Annotated in this window: 19 protein-coding genes and 1 pseudogene; 15 read left to right on the top strand and 5 right to left on the bottom strand. The window is 64.5% G+C overall.

Features of this window, described 5'->3' with window-relative positions; translation table 11 throughout:
- The first annotated feature begins 21 nt into the window (after window positions 1-21).
- The 4 genes from argB to slmA all read left to right on the top strand — a co-directional run bounded on the left by argB (window position 22) and on the right by slmA (window position 3,474).
- The gene (gene argB / locus AT984_RS13930) at window positions 22-942 is read left to right on the top strand and encodes an acetylglutamate kinase (protein ID WP_058720604.1); all 921 of its coding nucleotides are present in this window, start codon (window positions 22-24) and stop codon (window positions 940-942) included.
- Between the two features lie 159 nt (window positions 943-1,101).
- Complete coding sequence (locus tag AT984_RS13925; protein ID WP_058720603.1) at window positions 1,102-1,809, top strand: pyrimidine 5'-nucleotidase; 708 nt, start codon at window positions 1,102-1,104, stop codon at window positions 1,807-1,809.
- A gap of 162 nt (window positions 1,810-1,971) precedes the next feature.
- Window positions 1,972-2,667: a response regulator gene (locus tag AT984_RS13920; RefSeq protein ID WP_058720602.1), complete on the top strand. Its 696-nt coding sequence runs from the start codon at window positions 1,972-1,974 to the stop codon at window positions 2,665-2,667.
- A 120-nt stretch (window positions 2,668-2,787) separates the two neighbouring features.
- Window positions 2,788-3,474 carry a nucleoid occlusion factor SlmA gene (slmA, locus tag AT984_RS13915; protein ID WP_082680028.1) on the top strand — a complete coding sequence of 229 codons (687 nt, stop codon included), beginning with the start codon at window positions 2,788-2,790 and terminating at the stop codon, window positions 3,472-3,474.
- A gap of 9 nt (window positions 3,475-3,483) precedes the next feature.
- Here slmA and AT984_RS13910 read toward each other — a convergent pair whose 3' ends face one another.
- Genes AT984_RS13910 through AT984_RS13900 form a run of 3 tightly spaced genes read right to left on the bottom strand, consistent with a single transcriptional unit; the run spans window position 3,484 to window position 7,333 of the window.
- Complete coding sequence (locus AT984_RS13910; RefSeq protein ID WP_156422036.1) at window positions 3,484-4,719, bottom strand: hypothetical protein; 1,236 nt, start codon at window positions 4,717-4,719, stop codon at window positions 3,484-3,486.
- 23 nt (window positions 4,720-4,742) lie between these two features.
- Entirely contained in the window at window positions 4,743-6,671 is a 1,929-nt protein-coding gene (locus AT984_RS13905; protein WP_058720600.1) for a bifunctional metallophosphatase/5'-nucleotidase, read from the bottom strand.
- A 53-nt stretch (window positions 6,672-6,724) separates the two neighbouring features.
- A complete protein-coding gene (locus AT984_RS13900; RefSeq protein WP_058720599.1) occupies window positions 6,725-7,333 on the bottom strand; it encodes a hypothetical protein in 609 nt (202 codons plus the stop codon).
- Between the two features lie 242 nt (window positions 7,334-7,575).
- Between AT984_RS13900 and AT984_RS13895 the strand changes: the two genes are divergently transcribed.
- The 9 genes and pseudogenes from AT984_RS13895 to tatC all read left to right on the top strand — a co-directional run bounded on the left by AT984_RS13895 (window position 7,576) and on the right by tatC (window position 12,193).
- Window positions 7,576-8,511: an ATP-binding protein gene (locus tag AT984_RS13895; protein WP_058720598.1), complete on the top strand. Its 936-nt coding sequence runs from the start codon at window positions 7,576-7,578 to the stop codon at window positions 8,509-8,511.
- Window positions 8,477-8,938 (top strand): annotated as a pseudogene (locus AT984_RS23280) (NUDIX domain-containing protein); the annotation flags it as partial. The gene AT984_RS13895 and the pseudogene AT984_RS23280, both read left to right, overlap by 35 nt.
- A 6-nt stretch (window positions 8,939-8,944) precedes the next feature.
- Complete coding sequence (gene hisI / locus AT984_RS23275) at window positions 8,945-9,346, top strand: phosphoribosyl-AMP cyclohydrolase (protein ID WP_058722328.1); 402 nt, start codon at window positions 8,945-8,947, stop codon at window positions 9,344-9,346.
- Window positions 9,343-9,714, top strand: a complete 372-nt coding sequence (locus tag AT984_RS13880) for a phosphoribosyl-ATP diphosphatase (protein ID WP_058720597.1) — start codon at window positions 9,343-9,345, stop codon at window positions 9,712-9,714. Before hisI ends, AT984_RS13880 begins: the two co-directional genes overlap by 4 nt.
- Window positions 9,707-10,096, top strand: a complete 390-nt coding sequence (locus AT984_RS13875; protein ID WP_058720596.1) for a DUF4870 family protein — start codon at window positions 9,707-9,709, stop codon at window positions 10,094-10,096. Before AT984_RS13880 ends, AT984_RS13875 begins: the two co-directional genes overlap by 8 nt.
- Before the next feature lie 17 nt (window positions 10,097-10,113).
- Window positions 10,114-10,461, top strand: coding sequence for a histidine triad nucleotide-binding protein (locus AT984_RS13870; RefSeq protein ID WP_058720595.1), 348 nt, complete (start codon window positions 10,114-10,116; stop codon window positions 10,459-10,461).
- A gap of 148 nt (window positions 10,462-10,609) precedes the next feature.
- Complete coding sequence (gene tatA / locus AT984_RS13865; RefSeq protein ID WP_058720594.1) at window positions 10,610-10,837, top strand: Sec-independent protein translocase subunit TatA; 228 nt, start codon at window positions 10,610-10,612, stop codon at window positions 10,835-10,837.
- 24 nt (window positions 10,838-10,861) lie between these two features.
- Window positions 10,862-11,377, top strand: coding sequence for a Sec-independent protein translocase protein TatB (tatB, locus tag AT984_RS13860; RefSeq protein WP_058720593.1), 516 nt, complete (start codon window positions 10,862-10,864; stop codon window positions 11,375-11,377).
- 12 nt (window positions 11,378-11,389) lie between these two features.
- The gene (gene tatC / locus AT984_RS13855; RefSeq protein ID WP_058720592.1) at window positions 11,390-12,193 is read left to right on the top strand and encodes a twin-arginine translocase subunit TatC; all 804 of its coding nucleotides are present in this window, start codon (window positions 11,390-11,392) and stop codon (window positions 12,191-12,193) included.
- A 108-nt stretch (window positions 12,194-12,301) separates the two neighbouring features.
- On the opposite strand, the gene AT984_RS13850 is transcribed toward tatC, so the two are convergent.
- Window positions 12,302-13,501 carry a S1C family serine protease gene (locus tag AT984_RS13850; RefSeq protein WP_082680027.1) on the bottom strand — a complete coding sequence of 400 codons (1,200 nt, stop codon included), beginning with the start codon at window positions 13,499-13,501 and terminating at the stop codon, window positions 12,302-12,304.
- 16 nt (window positions 13,502-13,517) lie between these two features.
- Between AT984_RS13850 and AT984_RS13845 the strand changes: the two genes are divergently transcribed.
- Together AT984_RS13845 and pdxA are read left to right on the top strand one after the other, a co-directional pair.
- Window positions 13,518-14,267 (top strand): Nif3-like dinuclear metal center hexameric protein, encoded by a 750-nt coding sequence (locus AT984_RS13845; protein ID WP_058720590.1) that lies wholly within the window; start codon window positions 13,518-13,520, stop codon window positions 14,265-14,267.
- Window positions 14,264-15,271 carry a 4-hydroxythreonine-4-phosphate dehydrogenase PdxA gene (pdxA, locus tag AT984_RS13840; RefSeq protein ID WP_058720589.1) on the top strand — a complete coding sequence of 336 codons (1,008 nt, stop codon included), beginning with the start codon at window positions 14,264-14,266 and terminating at the stop codon, window positions 15,269-15,271. The genes AT984_RS13845 and pdxA overlap by 4 nt, the downstream gene beginning before the upstream one ends.
- Here pdxA and AT984_RS13835 read toward each other — a convergent pair.
- Window positions 15,268-17,724 (bottom strand): DUF1631 family protein, encoded by a 2,457-nt coding sequence (locus tag AT984_RS13835; RefSeq protein ID WP_058720588.1) that lies wholly within the window; start codon window positions 17,722-17,724, stop codon window positions 15,268-15,270. The two genes, pdxA and AT984_RS13835, sit on opposite strands and share 4 nt — an antisense overlap.
- Window positions 17,725-17,842: the final 118 nt, after the last annotated feature.

The following is a 17,842-nucleotide window of genomic DNA, read 5'->3' as shown; positions in this document are numbered from 1 at the left end:
TCGTCTTTTGCAGAGCCCGCCATGAAAATCGAGTCCGCCGCCCCCGCCATCAACACGGATGTGTCCCAGATCGCCCCGCGCGAGAAGGCCGAGATCCTTTCGCAAGCCTTGCCCTATATCCGCAAGTTCCACGGCAAGACCATCGTCATCAAGTACGGCGGCAATGCCATGACCGACCCGGCCCTGCAGCAAGACTTTGCCGAAGACGTGGTGCTGCTCAAGCTGGTGGGCCTGAACCCGGTGGTGGTGCATGGCGGCGGCCCGCAGATCGAAGGCGCGCTGAGCCGCCTGGGCAAGAAGGGTCACTTCATTCAAGGCATGCGTGTCACCGATGAAGAAACCATGGAAGTGGTGGAGTGGGTGCTGGCCGGCCAGGTGCAGCAAGACATCGTCGGCCTGATCAATGTGGCCGGCGGCAAGGCCGTGGGCCTGACGGGCCGAGACGGCGGCATGATCCGCGCCAAAAAGCTCAAGATGGTGGACAAGGACGACCCGGCCAAGGAACACGATATCGGCCAGGTTGGTGACATCGTCAGCATCGACCCCAGCGTGGTCAAGGCCTTGCAAGACGACCAGTTCATTCCCGTCATCAGCCCCATCGGCTTTGGTGAGCAGAACGAGAGCTACAACATCAACGCCGATGTGGTGGCCGGCAAGCTGGCCGAGGTGCTGAAGGCCGAGAAGCTGGTGCTGCTGACCAACACGCCCGGCGTGCTGGATAAGGCCGGTAACTTGCTGACCGACCTGAGCGCCCGCGAGATCGACGCCTTGTTCGCCGACGGCACACTCTCCGGCGGCATGCTGCCCAAGATCGCCTCGGCCCTGGACGCGGCACGCAGCGGTGTCAACGCCGTCCACATCATCGACGGCCGCGTGCCCCACGCCATGCTGCTCGAAATCCTCAGCGATCAGGCTTACGGAACGATGATCCGGTCTCACTGAGACCGGATCATCGTTCCGCGTCCGAACGCAGCGAGGACTTGCGATGATGTGGCCATACTGGGATCGAATCGTCGTTCCGCGTCCGAACTCAGCGAGGACTTGCGATGATTCACTTGCGCCCAGAGGACCAGCGATGAACCCCACCCACCGAGGTCGCCCGTGAAGGCCAAGGCGGGCGCGCCCGTCTGGCTCTTCGATCTCGACAACACCCTGCACAACGCCTCGGCGCGGGTGTTCGCCGAATTGAATGTGGCCATGACGGACTACATCGTCAGCCATGTGCAGGTCGAGCGGGCCGAAGCGAACCGCTTGCGTGCGCTCTACTGGCATCGCTACGGCGCCACCTTGCTGGGCCTGGAGCGGCATCACGGCGTCAACGCTGGCCATTTCCTGCACCACACCCATGCCTTGCCGGGCCTGGAATCGCATGTGCACAGCCATGCGCATGACCTGGCCGCGCTGCGGCGTCTGCCCGGCCGCAAAATCTTGCTGACCAATGCGCCGCTGGCCTATGCCCAGCGGGTGCTGCAGGCTCTGAATTTGAGCCACTGCTTCGAGCGCGTGATCGCGATGGAGCAGATGCGCATGTTTGGCCAGTTACGTCCCAAGCCCGATGCCCGCATGTTTCGCCATGTGCTGGCACGCCTGCATCTGCAAGCCGGCCAATGCGTGCTGGTGGAAGACACCTTGGTGCATCAGAAAACGGCGCGGCGTTTAGGCATGCAGACGGTGTGGATGCAGCGCTGGTTACATGAGGGCAAGTCCGGCGCGCCGGCTACAGCCAGCGCAGCGGCGCAGCCACGGCTGCGGCGGCGGCCTGTGTATGTGGATCAGCGCGTCCATTCGCTGGCCGAGTTGCTGCGCTGATCGGGCGTCTTGTTTCTGGCCGAGCCTGGCCAATCCCGGCCCCGCTCCCTCGCCACGACTGCGCATGAATCCCACGATCGTAGGGTGAGCGAATGTGCAGCGGCGCGTTATCGTGAGTCACCGACTCCGGCGACACGCTGCCCCACCTTTTTGCTCACCGCCATGCCCACTTTTTCCGTCTTGATTGTTGAAGACCAAGCGCGCTTTCGCGACGCCTTCACGCACGCGCTGGCTCAGGTCAAAGACATCCGCCTGCTGGGCATTGCCCCCGACCTGATCGAGGGCACCCGCATGTTCGATCAGCTCCGCCCCGATGTCTTGCTGGTGGACCTGGACCTGCCCGGCGGCAGCGGCATCGAGCTGATTCGCCATGCCGCCCAGGTCAAGCCCGACTGCGAGGTGATGGTGATCTCGGTCTTCGGGGACGAGCAGCATGTGCTGTCCAGCATCGAGGCCGGTGCCACCGGCTATTTGCTCAAAGACAGCTTGGCGCTGGACCTGCCCACCCAGTTGCGCAGCCTGCATGCCGGCGGCAGCCCGATCAGCCCCGTCATCGCCCGTCGACTGCTGATGCGCCTGGCCCCGGCCACAGCGGCCAGCCATGCGGTCGCGTTTGTCCAAGAGGGCGCCAGCTCGCGCGGCTTGGTGGAGGAAGATGCGGTCGCCTTGTCCGAGCAGGAATCACGCGTGCTGCATCTGGCGGCCAAGGGCTTTACTTTTGATGAGATTGCGCAGTTCCTCAGCGTGTCCTCGCACACCGTCAGCACCTATGTGAAGCGAGTCTATCGCAAGCTGCATGTGCGCTCCAAGGTGGAGGCGATTTACGAAGCCCGCCGCTTGGGCTGGTTGCGCGACTGAGGACCAAGCACCTGCTGTGCTTGATTGGGGCGGGCCACTCGTAGACCCGCACAAGCGCCGTCATCTGGCTGTGCCAGAATCGCCGCAACCCACGCCAACCCATGACAAGCGACTACGCCGATGCCTGCCTCCCCGCCCGAACTGACCGCGCCCGAGTCCGCCGTGCTTGAGGACGAGGTCACTGGCTCGGTAGCCGCGGCGCCTGCCGCCGAGGCGCCCGCTGCCCGCAAACGCCCCAAGCCCGGCGAGCGCCGCGTGCAGATCCTGCAGACCCTGGCCAGCATGCTGGAAGCACCCGGTGCCGACCGCATCACCACTGCCGCATTGGCCGCCAAGCTGTCGGTCAGCGAGGCCGCGCTTTACCGTCATTTCGCCAGCAAGGCGCAGATGTTCGAGGGCTTGCTGGAGTTCATCGAGACCAGCATCTTCACGCTGGTGAATCAAATCATCGAGCGCGATGCTTCCGGCCAGCAGCAGGCGCAAAAAATTGTGGCCGTGCTCTTGCAGTTCGGCGAACGCAATCCCGGCATGACCCGGGTCATGGTGGGCGACGCCCTGGTCTACGAGAACGAGCGTTTGGTCGCGCGCATGAATCAGTTTTTCGATCGCATCGAATCCAGCCTGCGCCAGGTCTTGCGCAGTGCCGCTGAGGCCCGCGGCTCGGCCACGCCCACGGTCGAGGCCAATGCCCATGCCTCCGTGCTGCTGAGCTTTGTTGTCGGCCGATTGCAGCGTTATGCCCGCTCAGGCTTCAAGCGCATGCCGACCGAGCAACTGGAGTATTCGCTCAAGCTGCTGGTGGCCTGAACTCAAATTTCAACTGGCCGCGCCGAAGGCCTGCACGCTCAGCGGTAGGCATTGTTCGTAAAGCCTATCGGCTGAGAGCGGCAGCGTTTGCGCCTGGACCGGCGGCGTATCCAGCATGGGCGCCAAGGCTGCATTCAAAGCACTGAGCGGCAGCAGGCTTGCCGCCTGCTGTTGGACGCCATGCCCGCCGCGCTGCGCAAAGCCGATCCAACGCCCGGCTTGATCAAACACGGGCCCGGCGCTGACTTGCGCAGGCAGGGCGATGTCCAGGCCCGGCTGACCGGGTACGAGGCCGAGGCGCCCCACAAAGCCCAGCTGCATGGCCGGCCAGGCCGTGCCGGTTCCCGAATCTGGCAGATAGACCAGCGCCGCGACCGGGCTGCCGGCAAAGGCATCGCGCGCGGCGCAGCTCAGGGGCGGCAGGCCGGCCGGCGGCGTCAGCGGTGTGTCCAGGTTCAGCAGACTCAGGCCTAAGGTGGCCAGGGCGCTGTCGGCCGACGAATTGCTAGCGCCGCGGCTCAGCTGAGCCGTCTGCGTCTGTCCCAGACCATTGCGTAGCCAGAGCGGGCGCCCGTTCGCCCAGGCCCGGCCGGCATCCGGCAAGGCGATCAAGGCTTGCCGCCCTTCGTTCAAGAGCAGGCCGCTGCCCAGTGCCAGGGCTTGCTGGGGCAGTGCAGCGCCGAAAGCCGCTGGGCCCGGCCGGGGCGTGGCGGTATCGGTCCAGCTGCCGTCCAGCAGTTGCTGGATCAGCGGCTGCAGGGCGCGCAGATGGGCTTCTTGCGGCAGGCGCTGCAAGCCGGCGTCAATGATGCGAGCGGCGTAAGCGGCCTGGCCGCTGAGGGCTTGCAGCCAGGCGTAAAGCGCCAGCGCTTCGGGCTCGTCCTTGTGCGCGCCGGCGGTGTGCGATGCGAAGTTCAGGGCGTTGCGGAACTCGCCGGCCTGCAGCATGGCCAGCACCATCAGCATCTCGGTATCGGCGTCATGGCTCATCAGGGCCGCACGTTCCAGCAACTGCAGAGCCTGCTGGGCTTGGCCTTGGTTCAGCGCCAGGCGGGCGGCCTGCAGCAAGGCCAGGCGTTCGGCCTGCAGGGGTGAGCGGGGAGCATGGGCGTCACTGGCGTGTTCATGCGCGGCCAACCGCAGGGGCTGGGCCGCGCAGGAAAAGGCCGCTGCCAGACTGAGGAGTCGGGCAGCGGCGCTGCGCCTGTTGAGCGTGGCGGCTTTCACTTGAGGCAGTGGAGGCATGACGGAGGCAAGGCCAGCCTGGCTCAGGGCAGTTGGCTGATGCGCGGCTTGCTCAACACAGCGCTGCTGGGGTTGTAAGGCGCGGCGGGCGCTTTGTAGCCGGACAGGTAGGCCACCAAGGCATCGATGTCTTGCGCGCCGCCCAGCACATTGGCGCCGCTGATGAAGGTTGTGAAGCCGTCGCCGCCGGTGGCCATGAAGTTATTGACCGTGACGCGGTAAGTCTTGCCCGGGTTTTGCACCACACCGTTGATGACCAGGTTGTCGGTCGGGCCGCTGACTTGCGGCGGATAGACGCTCACATCGGTAGGCGTCAGCGTCACATTGACGATCTTGGCGCAGGCCGGGGCGCTGGCGCTCCAGGAATAGCGCAGGCCGTTGGAGACCTGCATGATGCGCTGCGTGCTCTGGCCCTTGCAGCCAACGAATTGCTGCTCCAGCACGTCCTTGATCTGCTGGGCCGTCAGCGTCATCGTCACCAGGCTGTTGCCGAAGGGCTGGGCCGTGAAGGCATCGGCATAGCTCAGGGCATAGGGATAGCTGGCGGCGGCGGGCTTCACAAAGCCGGGGCTGCGCACGCCGCCTGCGTTCATGAAGGCGACGCTGGCGCCGCCCAGGGCGGCAGGCTGGGTGGCTTGCAGCTGAGCGTCGGCGATCAGGTCACCGGCTTCCATTTCGCCGGCCGCATTGGCCGCATTTGTCATGCCGGCGGTGATGACGGCGATCACCTGGTTGGCCAGCGGCGAGGCCGCGCCCTTGTAGGCTGCCACCACGTTCTTCACTTCGGGGTTGGCGGCGATGGCGGCGGTGACGCTGGCATTCGTGCGGTCCACCAAGCGGTTGAGGGGGCTGACGTCGATCACATCGCGGCTGATAGGGTCAATCTGCAGGTCGATCTCGGTCAGCACGCGGCCAAAGGCGCTGGCGCTGGTGACGGGCACCAGGCGGCCGGCCTTGTTGGGCAGGCCGGCGCTGCGGGCGACGCTGCCGTTGTCCTTGCTGTTTTTGGAGCAGTTGTAGGCGGCGTGGGTGTGGGCGCTAACGACCAAGTCCACCGCATTGTCCAGGCGGGCCACGATCTTGCCGATGTCGCTGGTGCTGCCGTCGCTATTGTTCAGATTGTTCAGGCAGCCATTGATATCGCTGTTGTTGAAGCCGCCGGCCACCGCGGCATTCTGGAAGCCACCCTGGTGCACCAGCACCACGATGGCTTCAATGCCTTGGGCGCGCAGCTTGGGCACCAGGGCGTTGACCGTGTCGGCCTCGTCCTGGAAGCTCAGACCGGCCACGCCGGTGGGCGTGACGATGCCGGGCGTGCCCTTGAGCGTCATGCCGATGAAGGCGACCTTGACGCCGTTGAAGCTCTTCACGCCATAGGCCGGCAGCAGGGGGCGGCCGGTGGCGGTTTCGATCACATTGGCCGACAGCCATTTGAACTTGGCGCCGTCAAAGGTGCCGGGCGCCGAGGAGCCAAAGCCCTTGCAGCTATTGGCATCCGGCACGCCGCCCACCAGCTTGCAGCCGCCCATTTGCAGGCGGCGCAGCTCGTCCTTGCCCTTGTCGAACTCATGGTTGCCGACGGCGCTGAAATCCACCCCGATCTTGTTGAGCGTTTCCACCGCCGGCTCGTCATAAAACAGCGCCGAGATCAGCGGCGAGGCGCCGATGAAGTCACCACCGCCCACCACCACCGTGTTGGGGTTGCTGGCCCGCATCTGCGCCACATAGGCCGCCAGATACTCGGCGCCGCCCACGGCCGGACGCGAGGCGCTGGGCACCGAGGTGTTGGCGCCGAAGGTGCCGGGGGACTCCAGCGTGCCGTGATAGTCGTTGAAGCCGACGATCTTGACCTTGATGGGCGCGATGGCCGCAGCGTGGCTGACGCCGGCACCGAAGGCGGCCGACAGGGCCAGGGCAAGGGCGGGCAGCAGGGGGCGGAAATGTTTGTGCATGATCGGTAGGAGGTTTGGGTGGCGAGGGGTGGCGACGCGAGGTGATGCGAGCTTTAGCCGTGGCGCAAGCTGTTGCGGCGCAGCGCCCAAACCAACATGCCTAAGCCGGCCAACAGGCTGGCGCTTTTGCTGGGTTCTGGCACGGGGGACAGCGTCAGGTTCAGGGCGCCGATGCTGGCGTCGGTGCTGAGGCTGTTGCCGTTGGCTGGGTCGATGAAGCTGGTGGACTTGATCATCAGCCCGCTGATGGTGTGCGTGCCAGCGGCCAGGGTGAAGATGCCGCGGCTGAAGGCGCTGTCGGCCAGGGCTTGCTCGGCGCTGAACTGGAGGGCGCCGGCCACATCGCCGTTGACAGCCGTGCCGGTGTCACCCAGCCAGGCGGCGCCGTCCATGACGCGGAACTGGTCGCCCGAGATCCCCAGATCCACCACCGTCAATCGGCCCACAAAGCCGGCCGGCACGGTAACGCTGAAACTCAGCGTGGCGGCCTCGTCGTCCACCCAGGCAAAGCTGTAGGGCGGCAGATTGGCGTCCACATTGAAGCCGGCCCAGCTGCCGTCGCCGTTCAGCGTGGTGGCGGCGTGGGCGTTGGCGAACAGCAGGGCGGCGAGGGCGGCGCTGAGGGTGCGAAGGGCGTAGGTGCGAACAGTGGTGGGGCGCATGGCGGTAACCTTTCGAGATGGATTTCAGGTCGGCAGGATGGACCGGGGCCGTGACCCGGTCATGACCCGGAAACGGCCGCCCTGAGCGGATCGGACCATGGCGCGGCGCTCACCTTGAAGCTCAAGCTCGGGGCCTGTGCACAGGCGGCCGCTACACTGCGGGCTGCCTTGTTTGGCGCCGCCCCGAGGACGTCGCTATTCACTTTTTTGCCTACTCGCCTGCTCACTGACCGACGCTGCCCATGGCCGATTCCCTGCAAAATTTCCTGTCCCGTGCCGAAGGCCTTTTGGCCCGTGTTGAGGCCTTGCTTCCGGGGGCGGTGGCGGCGCCCGATTGGTCGGCCTCGGTGGCTTTTCGCTACCGCCGCCGTGGCGGCGCGGCGGGCCGCTGTGTGCTGGAGCCGGTGCGTCATGTGGCCGGCATTCGCTTGGCGGATCTGCGCGAAGTGGAGCCGCAAAAGCTGCGCCTGCTGCAAAACACCGAGCAATTCGTGGCCGGCCGCCCGGCCAATAATGTGCTGCTGACCGGTGCGCGCGGCACGGGCAAGAGCTCGCTGATCAAGGCGGTGTTGAATGAGTTTTCGGACCGCGGCCTGCGCCTGATCGAGATCGATAAAGCCGATTTGGTGGAATTGCCCGATCTGATCGAGCTGGTGGCCGAGCGGCCCGAGCGCTTTGTGATCTTTTGCGACGACCTCAGCTTTGACGAGGGCGAGCCGGGCTACAAGGCCTTGAAATCCATCCTCGACGGCTCGGTGGCCGCCGCCACCGACAACTTGCTGATCTACGCCACCAGCAATCGCCGCCACCTCTTGCCCGAGCAGATGCGCGACAACCTGGGCTACAAGCACACCGAAGACGGCGAGGTGCATCCCGGCGAGGCGGTGGAGGAGAAGATTTCCCTGTCCGAGCGCTTTGGCCTGTGGCTGAGTTTTTACCCCTTCAGCCAGGACGAGTATCTGGCCATCACCGGGCAATGGCTGCGCAGCTTTGGCATGGATGAGGCGCTGATCAGCGCCGCCCGCCAACCCGCCCTGGTGTGGGCGCTGGAGCGTGGTTCGCGCTCGGGCCGGGTGGCTTATCAATTTGCGCGCGACTTGGCAGGTCGAGGCGCGCTGGAAGTGCAAGCTGTGCCGATTGCCGATGTGCGCCCACCTGAGGGCCTGGACCATGTCTGAGCGCCCGATTGTGGATGTCGCCGTGGGCGTGCTGGTGGAGCGCGACGCGCAGGGCCAGGAAGGGCGCTTTTTGCTCACCTCGCGCCCGCTCGGCAAGGTCTACGCCGGCTACTGGGAGTTTCCTGGCGGCAAGCTGGAGCAAGGCGAAACCGTGGCGCAAGCCCTGGCCCGTGAGTTGCACGAAGAGTTGGGCATCACGATTGGCGCGGCCCACCCCTGGCAAGAGCTGGTGATGGACTACGAACATGCGCGGGTGCGTCTGCATTTTTGCAAGGTCTACGAGTGGACGGGTGAGTTTGAGATGCGTGAGCAGCAGGCCATGGCCTGGCAGACCCTGCCGGTCCAGGTGCAGCCGGTGCTGCCGGGCACCATCCCCGTGCTGGATTGGTTCGCCGCCGAGCGGGGCTTTACAGGCGCCACTTACACTGTCGCGATGAATTGTCTGGACGAAGTTAAATGGGATGCCGACGGCCTGGTGCCGGTGATCGCGCAAGAGCAAAGCAGCGGCGATGTGCTGATGTTTGCCTGGATGAATCGCGAGGCTTTGCAGCGCACCATCGAGCTCGGTGAGGCGGTGTATTGGAGCCGTTCGCGCCAGCGTCTGTGGCACAAGGGCGAGGAGTCGGGCCATGTGCAAAAAGTGCATGAGCTGCGTATGGACTGCGACAACGATGTGCTTTTGATGCGCATCACCCAGCAAGGCCATGAGCCCGGTGGACCTGGAATTGCCTGCCACACCGGCCGCCACAGCTGTTTTTATCAACGCCTCGACGCCGGCGCCTGGGTCGCCACCGAGCCGGTGCTCAAAGACCCAAAACAGATTTACAGCAAATGAGCGCAAGCCCTTTGAACAACGCCGATATCCTGGCCCGCGTGGCCGCCGTGATCGAGTCGCGCAAGCCCGCCAATGGCGGTGACCCGGCCACCAGCTATGTGGCCAAATTGTTTGACAAAGGCCTGGACTCGATCTTGAAAAAGGTCGGCGAAGAGGCATGTGAGACGGTGATGGCCGCCAAGGATGGCGAGCCCGCCAAGATCGTCTACGAGGTGGCGGACCTCTGGTTCCACTCCATGATTGCGCTGGCGCATTTCGGCCTCAAGCCCGAACAGGTGCTGGCCGAGTTGGCGCGGCGCGAGGGCTTGTCGGGCTTGCAGGAGTTTGCCGCGCGTAGCAAAACCGTGGAGGAAGAACCGAATGACTGAGCAACTTGCCGACACCGTGCTGCTGGATCCGCAGCGTGAGCAAAGCCTGCGCACGGCCGGCATGATCAGCTATTTGCTGCATGCAGTGGTGGCGGTGGGCGCGGTGATTCCAGCCTTTCAGCCCAGCGTTTTGCTGCTGGTGTTCGCGGTGATTCTGGATCTGGTCAAGCGTGATGAGGCCGCCGGTAGTTGGCAGGCCTCGCACATCAGCTGGCGTTTGCGCAGCGTGACCTGGGCGGGTGTGCTGTACTTGATCACCGTGCCGCTGTGGTTCTTGTTTGTGCTGCCGGGCTGGATTGCCTGGGGCTTGATTTCGCTCTGGTTCCTCTACCGCATCGTGGTGGGCTGGAGTGCGATGAATGCCGGCCGCGCCATTTCCTGAGTTCGAGGTTTCTAAGCATGTCCCACGATCCCAATTGCCTGTTCTGCAAAATCATTGCCGGGCAGATCCCCAGCCGCAAGGTTTATGAAGACAGCGAGCTGCTGGCCTTCCACGACATCCACCCTTGGGCGCCGGTGCATGTGCTCATCATCCCCAAGCTGCACATTGCCAGCATGGTTGAGTTGACTGACGAACATGCCGCCTTGCTGGGCAAGATGAGCGTGTTGGCGCCCAAGCTGATGCGCGAGCTGGGCGTGACGAACGGCTTCCGCACCGTGATCAACACCGGGCCGGATGGCGGGCAAGAGGTTTATCACCTGCATATGCACGCGATGGGCGGCCCGCGGCCCTGGCTCAAGGGCTGAGCGCTAGAGCGGCAAAACCGTAAAACGGCTAAGCCTTGAGCAGGCTCAAGCAGCTTTTGGGCTGAATTCAGCCCCAGCGGCGCCGACGGCAAGATTGCCGTCACAGGCGCCAACTAGAATCAAGCAATCTTTCGTAGGAGAAAAAATCATGGGTTCATTCAGCATTTGGCACTGGCTCATCGTGCTGCTGATCGTTGTGCTGGTGTTTGGTACCAAGAAACTGAAGAACATGGGCAATGACCTGGGTTCGGCAGTCAAGGGTTTCAAGGACGGCATGAAGGATGGCAGCGCTGACGCACCGGCCCAGCAAGTCACCGCCAGCCAAAAGGCCACCGACGCCAATACCGTCGACGTCGAAGCCAAGACCAAGTCTTGATGACGACTGGCCTGAGCGCTTGCCATGATTGACTTTGGCTTTGACAAGATTGCCCTGATCGGCGCCGTGGCGCTTATCGTGCTGGGCCCCGAGCGCCTGCCGCGCGTGGCCCGCACCGTGGGCCATTTGCTGGGCAAGGCGCAGCGCTATGTGTCGGAGGTCAAGGCCGAGGTGAATCGCTCGATGGAGCTGGAAGAGTTGCAGAAGATGAAGAAGGGCGTCGAAGAAGCCGCCCGCGACATCGGCGCCTCGGTCCAGCAGGAGGTCAACTCGGCCAGCCAGGTGTTTGAACAAACTTGGTCCGACGCCACCTCCGGCCTGGGCGACAGCAGCAGCTTTCATGCTTATGAAGGCGGCCCGCTGAGCCCGAGCTACAAGCACCCGAAAAAGAACTGGCGCGTGAAACGCGGCGCCACCCCGCAGTGGTACAAGCGGCAAGCCCAGGTGCGCACCCATGTGCAATCAGCGGCCGCCCGCGTGGCCCGGTTCCGTCCGGCCGGCCACCGTAGCATCAGCACGCACAACAGCCAGAATTTCTGACCAAGCCAGCCCATGAGTGATGCCCCCAAGCCCGAGGATGAACTCGCCGGCACCGAACAGCCTTTTGTCTCTCACCTGATCGAATTGCGCGACCGTCTGGTGCGCGCCACCATCGCCGTGGCGGTGGTGTTCGGCATCTTGGCCTTCTACCCCGGCCCCGCTCAGTTGTACGACCTGATGGCAGCGCCCTTGGTGGCGCATCTGCCCAAGGGCTCGACCATGATCGCCACCAGCGTGATCTCGCCATTCATGGTGCCGCTCAAGATCACCTTGTTGGCGGCCTTCATGCTGGCGCTGCCGGTGGTGCTGTATCAGGTCTGGGCCTTTGTGGCGCCGGGCCTGTATTCGCATGAGAAGCGCCTGGTGATGCCGCTGGTGGTGTCTAGCACCGTGCTGTTCTTCGTCGGCGTGGCCTTTTGCTACTTCTTCGTGTTCGGCCAGGTGTTCAAGTTCATCCAGGGCTTTGCACCCAAGAGCATCATTGCCGCGCCTGATATCGAGGCTTATCTGAGCTTTGTGATGTCCATGTTCATTGCCTTCGGCGCCGCTTTTGAGGTGCCGGTGGTGGTGGTGGTGGCGGCACGCATGGGCCTGATCTCGGTGGCGCAGCTGCGCGAATATCGCGGCTACTTCATCGTCGGCGCGTTTGTGATTGCAGCCATCATCACGCCGCCCGATGCCGTGTCCATGCTGGCGCTGGCTATTCCCATGTGCATCTTGTACGAGTTCGGCGTCATCGCCGCGTCCTACTTCATTCGCTTCTCCAAGGCGCCAGATGATGAGGATGCGCTGGCGGGCGAAGCGGCCAAGAAGTGAGCAGCAATTGAGCCGCGTTTGAGCGTCGAACGTTCAGCGCGACAAGCGTGAATTGAAATGGAAAGGCCCGCCAAGTGCGGGCTTTTTTCTTGGCTCAGCGAGCTGAGCTTATTGCTTGGGCTTGGGTCGCTGTGCCACGGTCAATTCGATCGCCAATTCCTTCTCGCCCCGCAACAGGGTGACGGTGGTGGCGGTTTTGGGCGGCACGGCCGAGACCGCCAGCAGCAGCTGCGCCGGCGTGTGGACGGCGGTGCTACCGATCTGCGTGATCACATCGCCGGGCTTCACACCGGCTTTGGCGGCGGGCGCATTGGCCAGCACGCCGCTGATCAGCACGCCTTCTTTGACCGGCACTTTGAAGGCTTCGATGAACTCGGGCGTCAGCTCGCGGGTCTGCACCCCGATCCAGCCGCGTGCCACCTGGCCCTCGCGCATCAGGCTTTCCATCACCTGGGCGGCGGTGCTGATGGGGATGGCGAAGCCGATGCCCAGACTGCCGCCGCTGCGCGAGTAGATGGCGGTGTTGATGCCCACCAGATTGCCGTCCACATCGACCAGGGCGCCACCCGAGTTACCGGGGTTGATGGCCGCGTCGGTTTGGATGAAGTTCTCAAAGGTGTTGATGCCCAGCTGATCGCGGCCCAGGGCGCTGACGATGCCGGAGGTGACGGTCTGACCCACATTGAAGGGGTTGCCGATGGCCAGCACCACATCGCCCACCTGCAGGGTTTCGGCGTGCCCAAACTGAATCACCGGCAGGTGGTCGAGCTCGATCTTGAGCACGGCGATATCGGTCTCGGGGTCGGTGCCGACCAGGGTGGCTTTGGCCTGGCGGCCGTCGGTCAGCAGTACTTCGATGTCGGAGGCGCCTTCCACCACATGGCTATTGGTCAGCAAGTAGCCTTGCGCCGAGACGATCACGCCGGAACCCAGGCCGGTCTGCGCCCGCTCGCCAGACGGATCCTTGCGCCCGCCCGGGCCGCGCTGGCCGAAGTGAAATCGGTGCCAGCGTTCATCCATCTCAGAGTCGCGCGCCGGTGCCTTGCTGGCGACGATGCTGACCACCGTGGGCGCGGCCCGTTTGGCCGCCAGGCTGTAGCCGGAGCGGGAGGAGCTGCTGGCTTCAGCCGCGCTGAGGGCCGCGCCGGCAGGTCCGCCAGATGCTGCGCCGCTGCCGCCCAGCACAATGGTGGGCGCAATTGCCCCCTGGCCTTTTTGCAGCCAGGTGGGTTTGAGCGTGCTCACAACGAACACAATGGCCAGCGCCACGGTCGTGACCTGAGCGAAAATCAACCACAGTCTGCGCACCCCGAATCCTTCCCCTATGACTCATCGAAACGATCTCGAACGCCATCTCGGCCAATTGCTGGACGTCGCTCGCTTTAAGGATTATGGGCCGAACGGTCTGCAGGTTGAGGGCCGGGAGCAGATTGGGACGCTGGTCTGTGGGGTCACGGCCAGCTTGGGCCTGATCGAGGCGGCCATTGCCGCCAAGGCCGATGCCATCCTGGTCCACCACGGCCTGTTCTGGCGCGGTCAAGACGGCCGCGTCACCGGCTGGATGAAGCAGCGCCTGGCACGCTTGCTGGCGCATGACATCAATCTTTACGCCTACCACCTGCCGCTGGACGCGCATGCCGAACTGGGCAATAACGCGCAACTTGGGCGGCTGCTGGGCTGGCAGGGCGAGAGCCGTTTTGGCGAGCAGGACTTGGGCTGGCTGGGCAGCTTGACGCAGGCCTGCAGCCTGACCGAGCTGGCTGCGCAGATCGGCAGCACGCTGGGCCGCACCCCGGTGCTGGCGCCGGGGGATGGCCGTGCGCTGCGTCGCGTGGCCTGGTGCACCGGCGGGGCGCAAGGCTATTTCGAGGCGGCCATTGCTGCCGGCGCGGATGTGTTCGTGACCGGCGAAATCTCCGAGCCGCAAGCACATTACGCGGCCGAAACCGGCGTGGCCTTCATCGCCGCCGGCCATCACGCCACCGAGCGCTACGGGGTGCAAGCCGTGGCCCAGCAATTGGCGGCCGAGTTCGGCATTCGTCAGCAATTCATCGACATCGCCAATCCAGCATGAGCCCACTCTTTTTGATCAGCCAGGGCGACCCCAGCGGCATCGGCCCCGAAATCATCGCCAAGACTTTTGCGGCCGGACTGGCGCCGGACTGCCTTGTGATGGGCGATGTGGCGGTGATGCGCCGCGCGTTGCGCCAGTGCGGCCTGAGCCTGCCGGTGGTGCAAGTCAGCCGTGTCGGTGAGACTGTGCCGCCGAACTGTCTGCCGGTATTCCAGGTGCCAGGTATTGCTTCTGGTTTGGCCGATTTGGCGCTGGGGAAGGTGGATGCCCGTGCCGGCGCGGCTGCGGCGGCCTGCATCACGGCGGCCGTGGCCAGCATTCAGGCGGGTGAGGCGGCGGGTCTTGTGACGGCGCCTATTCACAAAGAGGCCTTGCACGCGGCCGGTGTGACATTTCCCGGTCACACCGAGATGCTGCAGGCCTTGGCCGCGCAAGGCGGAGCGCTGCCGCCGGTCCGCATGATGCTGGCCAATGAGGAGCTGCGCACGGTGCTGGTCACCATTCATTGCTCGCTGCGCCGCGCCATCGACCTGATCACGCAGGAATCGGTGCTGCAAACCCTGCGCATCAGCCATCAGGCTTTGCAGCGCTTTGGCATCGCTAAGCCGCGTATCGCGGTGGCGGGTTTGAATCCGCATGCCGGGGAGGGCGGTTTGTTTGGCGATGAAGAGCAGTTGCACATCATGCCCGCCATTCGCCAGGCGCAGGCCGAGGGCATCGCCGCCAGCGGGCCCTTTGCGCCCGACACGGTGTTCATGCGGGCTCGCCACACGGACGCGCATCCCGGTGAGTTCGATCTCGTGGTGGCCATGACCCATGACCACGGCCTGATCCCGGTGAAATACCTGGGGGTGGAGCAGGGCGTCAACGTCACATTGGGCCTGCCCTTTGTGCGCACCAGCCCGGATCACGGCACGGCTTTTGACATCGCTGGTTCTGGTCGGGCTGACCCGGCCAGCTTGCAAGCGGCCATTCGCATGGCACGCCGTTTGGCGGTCAATTAAGCTTTGGCACCTATTTCGGCCAACTGCTTGCGGGTGCGCGCCATCGCGCGTTCCAGCAGATAGGCATTCTCAAAGGCGCGCAGGCGGCCGGACTCGCACAGGCGCTTGAGCATGCGCGCAGTCATGGTGACCGTCTGCTGGTGCTTGGCGCCGTGGGTGAAGATGAAAAAGCTGCGCCCTGCGCTGACATGGGCCAGCCGCACTTTCTGCCAATGCCCTTCGCTGTGCATCTGGTAGGAGAAGCCGACGTGCAGATGCTCCACCAGCAGCTCGCCCTCGCTGGGCTCGGGCGCTTCCACGGCAGCGGGCAGGCCGTCGATGCTGATGTCCACGGCCAGCAAGGAGGGCTCGGCGCTCAGGTCGATGTCAAGCTCGCCACTCCAGTCGAGATTGACTTCGGTCAGCAGGCCCATGCTCTTGGCTTCGTCCGCGCTGAGGCCTTGGGTCAGGTCCAGGTCGGGCGGCAGGCTGCTGTCCAGCGTTTGGCCCAAGGTCTGCTCGTCCGGCAGGGGCGCAGTAAAGATATGGTCTAACTGCTTGAGCAGCAGATTGGCTTCGAGCGGGCTGGGCGCTTGGCCTTTCAGTGATTCGGCATGGGCCGGCAAAAGCGCGCCGTAAAACTGCTTGCGGGTTGCTTCCGGGCAGGCGATCAGGTCCAGGCCTTCGCCCAGCGTGGCCATCAGGCCGGGCAACTGACCCAGAAAGACTTGGCGTTGCTCGGTGCGGCCCTTGGGTTGGACGCTGACGACCAAGTCACGTGCCAGCTTTTGAAAGCGTGACACGCGCTCTGGCGCGCCTTGCAAATCACGCGCCGCGCGGACGATGGCTTGGCTCCAGGTCTGGGCCAGGAAGTCGCGCAGAAACTCCGGCATCGTTACCGGCTGCAAGGCGTTGCCGAGCTGCTGGGCGTAACGCTGCTGCAGATGCAGGTCGACCTCGCGCCGTGCCAGCTGATCCGTCAGCTGGCCTTGCGATTGCAGGCCGGCGCTGATCTGGGCTTCGATGAAAGCTTCCAGCGCCGAGAGCTTGGCCTCGTAAACAGCCATGTGCTCGAAGTCGCCGCTGACGAGCTCGTCCACCAGCTCCCGCACATGACCCAGGAAGGCCTTGCCTGGGTCTTCGCTAAAGTCATCAAAGGCGCAAGACAGCGAGGCCATGCGGTTGACGAAGAGGCGCACCGGGTGGCGGCGCTGCGAGAAGAAGCTGGGGTCGCCAAGCGCTGCGCGCAGCACCGGCAGCTGCAGCCGGGCCAGCAGCCGCGCCATTTGCGGCGGCACCTTGGGATCAGACAGCACCTGATCGAACAGGCTGCTGACCACATCAATGACCATGTGATCCAGTCGACCCGTGGCGGCCTGGCGCAGCTCTTCCCGGTGCTGTTGAATCAGATTGGTCGGCAGGACGTTGGGCCGGGTGGTGGCCATGAAATCGTCATGCCAGTCGGGGCTGGCAGCTGCTTGTGCCGAGCCGCCGGCATCTCCCATGGGCATGCTGGCCGACCATTCCGCATGGCTGGAGTCCATCGGTGCAGGGCTGGCCATTTGGGCCAGGCGCCGCAGCAGATTCATCAGTTGCGGGTCTAGATTGCCCATCTGGCCGCCGGTCTGTCCACCGTAGCTGCCGGAACCACTCATGCCAGCGCCATACCCACTCGGGTAGCCGCCGGAGCTTGCGCCGGAACTTCCACCAATTTGGCTGCCAATCTGCCCGCCGAATTGGCTATTGAAGTGGCCTGCATGGGTCGACATGGCCTGGCCATGTTCCAGCGCGCCGGCATTCGACTGCAGGGTTTGGGCGCGGCTAAAGCCGGTATTGCCGCCCCCTGGCGAATCCGCGGAGCTGCGCACGCGCAGATCTTGCGGGCGCAGGCCACGGCTGCGGAACAGTTCGGCAATATCGGCGTAGCACGCGCGCATCTCCAGCGCCAGTGCGCGGGTCAATTCATCGATCAGGATCTGACGCGGCTCGGCCTCGTCGCTGAGTTGGTGTACCGCGCTCAACAGAGCTTGGCCGATGGCCTCGGGGCGCAGCGGGTGGCGCTCGCCCAGCTGCATGCCGGCGACATAAGACTCCACCTCGCGCAGCTCCCACTCGCTCTGGTGGCCAATGGCCAGACCGACGCGGTCGCCCACCACCAAGGCGTCGACCTGGTCGTCGTCCATCAGCGACAGCTCGGTCCAGCCGCGTGGCGCCGTCTCGGCCGCGCGTTCGGTCTGGCTGCTGCGCATTTGCTCGCGCAGCTTTTGCGAAAAGATCTGCGCGAACTGCGCCTGCTGTTTGCGGAACAAGAGCTGCGCGTCGAGCAACTCATCGCGGCGCTTGACCTTGCCGGCCGATAAGGCCGACATGCCTAGCCCTTCCGCGCAACGTTCGGCTGCTTGTTCAACGGCCGTGCGCACCCGCTGGAGGGCGGTTTCCAGGTGAGGGTTGAGGCGGGAATCGGTGGAAATCATGGATGCGGCATTGCGAAATGTAGTGGTAGCACTACAAACTTTGGACGCAAGTATCGCTGTGAATTCACCATGATCGGCGCAAGCCGAGTCTTCGTGAGCGGCAGCCTTGCCAAAAGCT

This window comes from Paucibacter sp. KCTC 42545 (genome assembly GCF_001477625.1).
Taxonomy (GTDB): Bacteria; Pseudomonadota; Gammaproteobacteria; order Burkholderiales; family Burkholderiaceae_C; genus Paucibacter_A.
This window is presented reverse-complemented; position numbering and strand designations above follow the sequence as displayed.

Excerpts from the sequence above, each read along its gene's own strand:
- pdxA (WP_058720589.1), top strand. The coding sequence starts at position 14,264 with ATGAGCCCACTCTTTTTGATCAGCCAGGGCGACCCCAGCGGCATCGGC.
- tatC (WP_058720592.1), top strand. The coding sequence starts at position 11,390 with ATGAGTGATGCCCCCAAGCCCGAGGATGAACTCGCCGGCACCGAACAG.
- argB (WP_058720604.1), top strand. The coding sequence starts at position 22 with ATGAAAATCGAGTCCGCCGCCCCCGCCATCAACACGGATGTGTCCCAG.
- AT984_RS13870 (WP_058720595.1), top strand. The coding sequence starts at position 10,114 with ATGTCCCACGATCCCAATTGCCTGTTCTGCAAAATCATTGCCGGGCAG.
- AT984_RS13880 (WP_058720597.1), top strand. The coding sequence starts at position 9,343 with ATGAGCGCAAGCCCTTTGAACAACGCCGATATCCTGGCCCGCGTGGCC.
- AT984_RS13875 (WP_058720596.1), top strand. The coding sequence starts at position 9,707 with ATGACTGAGCAACTTGCCGACACCGTGCTGCTGGATCCGCAGCGTGAG.
- AT984_RS13910 (WP_156422036.1), bottom strand. The coding sequence starts at position 4,719 with ATGCCTCCACTGCCTCAAGTGAAAGCCGCCACGCTCAACAGGCGCAGC.
- tatA (WP_058720594.1), top strand. The coding sequence starts at position 10,610 with ATGGGTTCATTCAGCATTTGGCACTGGCTCATCGTGCTGCTGATCGTT.
- tatB (WP_058720593.1), top strand. The coding sequence starts at position 10,862 with ATGATTGACTTTGGCTTTGACAAGATTGCCCTGATCGGCGCCGTGGCG.
- AT984_RS13920 (WP_058720602.1), top strand. The coding sequence starts at position 1,972 with ATGCCCACTTTTTCCGTCTTGATTGTTGAAGACCAAGCGCGCTTTCGC.
- hisI (WP_058722328.1), top strand. The coding sequence starts at position 8,945 with ATGAATTGTCTGGACGAAGTTAAATGGGATGCCGACGGCCTGGTGCCG.
- slmA (WP_082680028.1), top strand. The coding sequence starts at position 2,788 with ATGCCTGCCTCCCCGCCCGAACTGACCGCGCCCGAGTCCGCCGTGCTT.
- AT984_RS13900 (WP_058720599.1), bottom strand. The coding sequence starts at position 7,333 with ATGCGCCCCACCACTGTTCGCACCTACGCCCTTCGCACCCTCAGCGCC.
- AT984_RS13895 (WP_058720598.1), top strand. The coding sequence starts at position 7,576 with ATGGCCGATTCCCTGCAAAATTTCCTGTCCCGTGCCGAAGGCCTTTTG.
- AT984_RS13905 (WP_058720600.1), bottom strand. The coding sequence starts at position 6,671 with ATGCACAAACATTTCCGCCCCCTGCTGCCCGCCCTTGCCCTGGCCCTG.
- AT984_RS13845 (WP_058720590.1), top strand. The coding sequence starts at position 13,518 with ATGACTCATCGAAACGATCTCGAACGCCATCTCGGCCAATTGCTGGAC.
- AT984_RS13835 (WP_058720588.1), bottom strand. The coding sequence starts at position 17,724 with ATGATTTCCACCGATTCCCGCCTCAACCCTCACCTGGAAACCGCCCTC.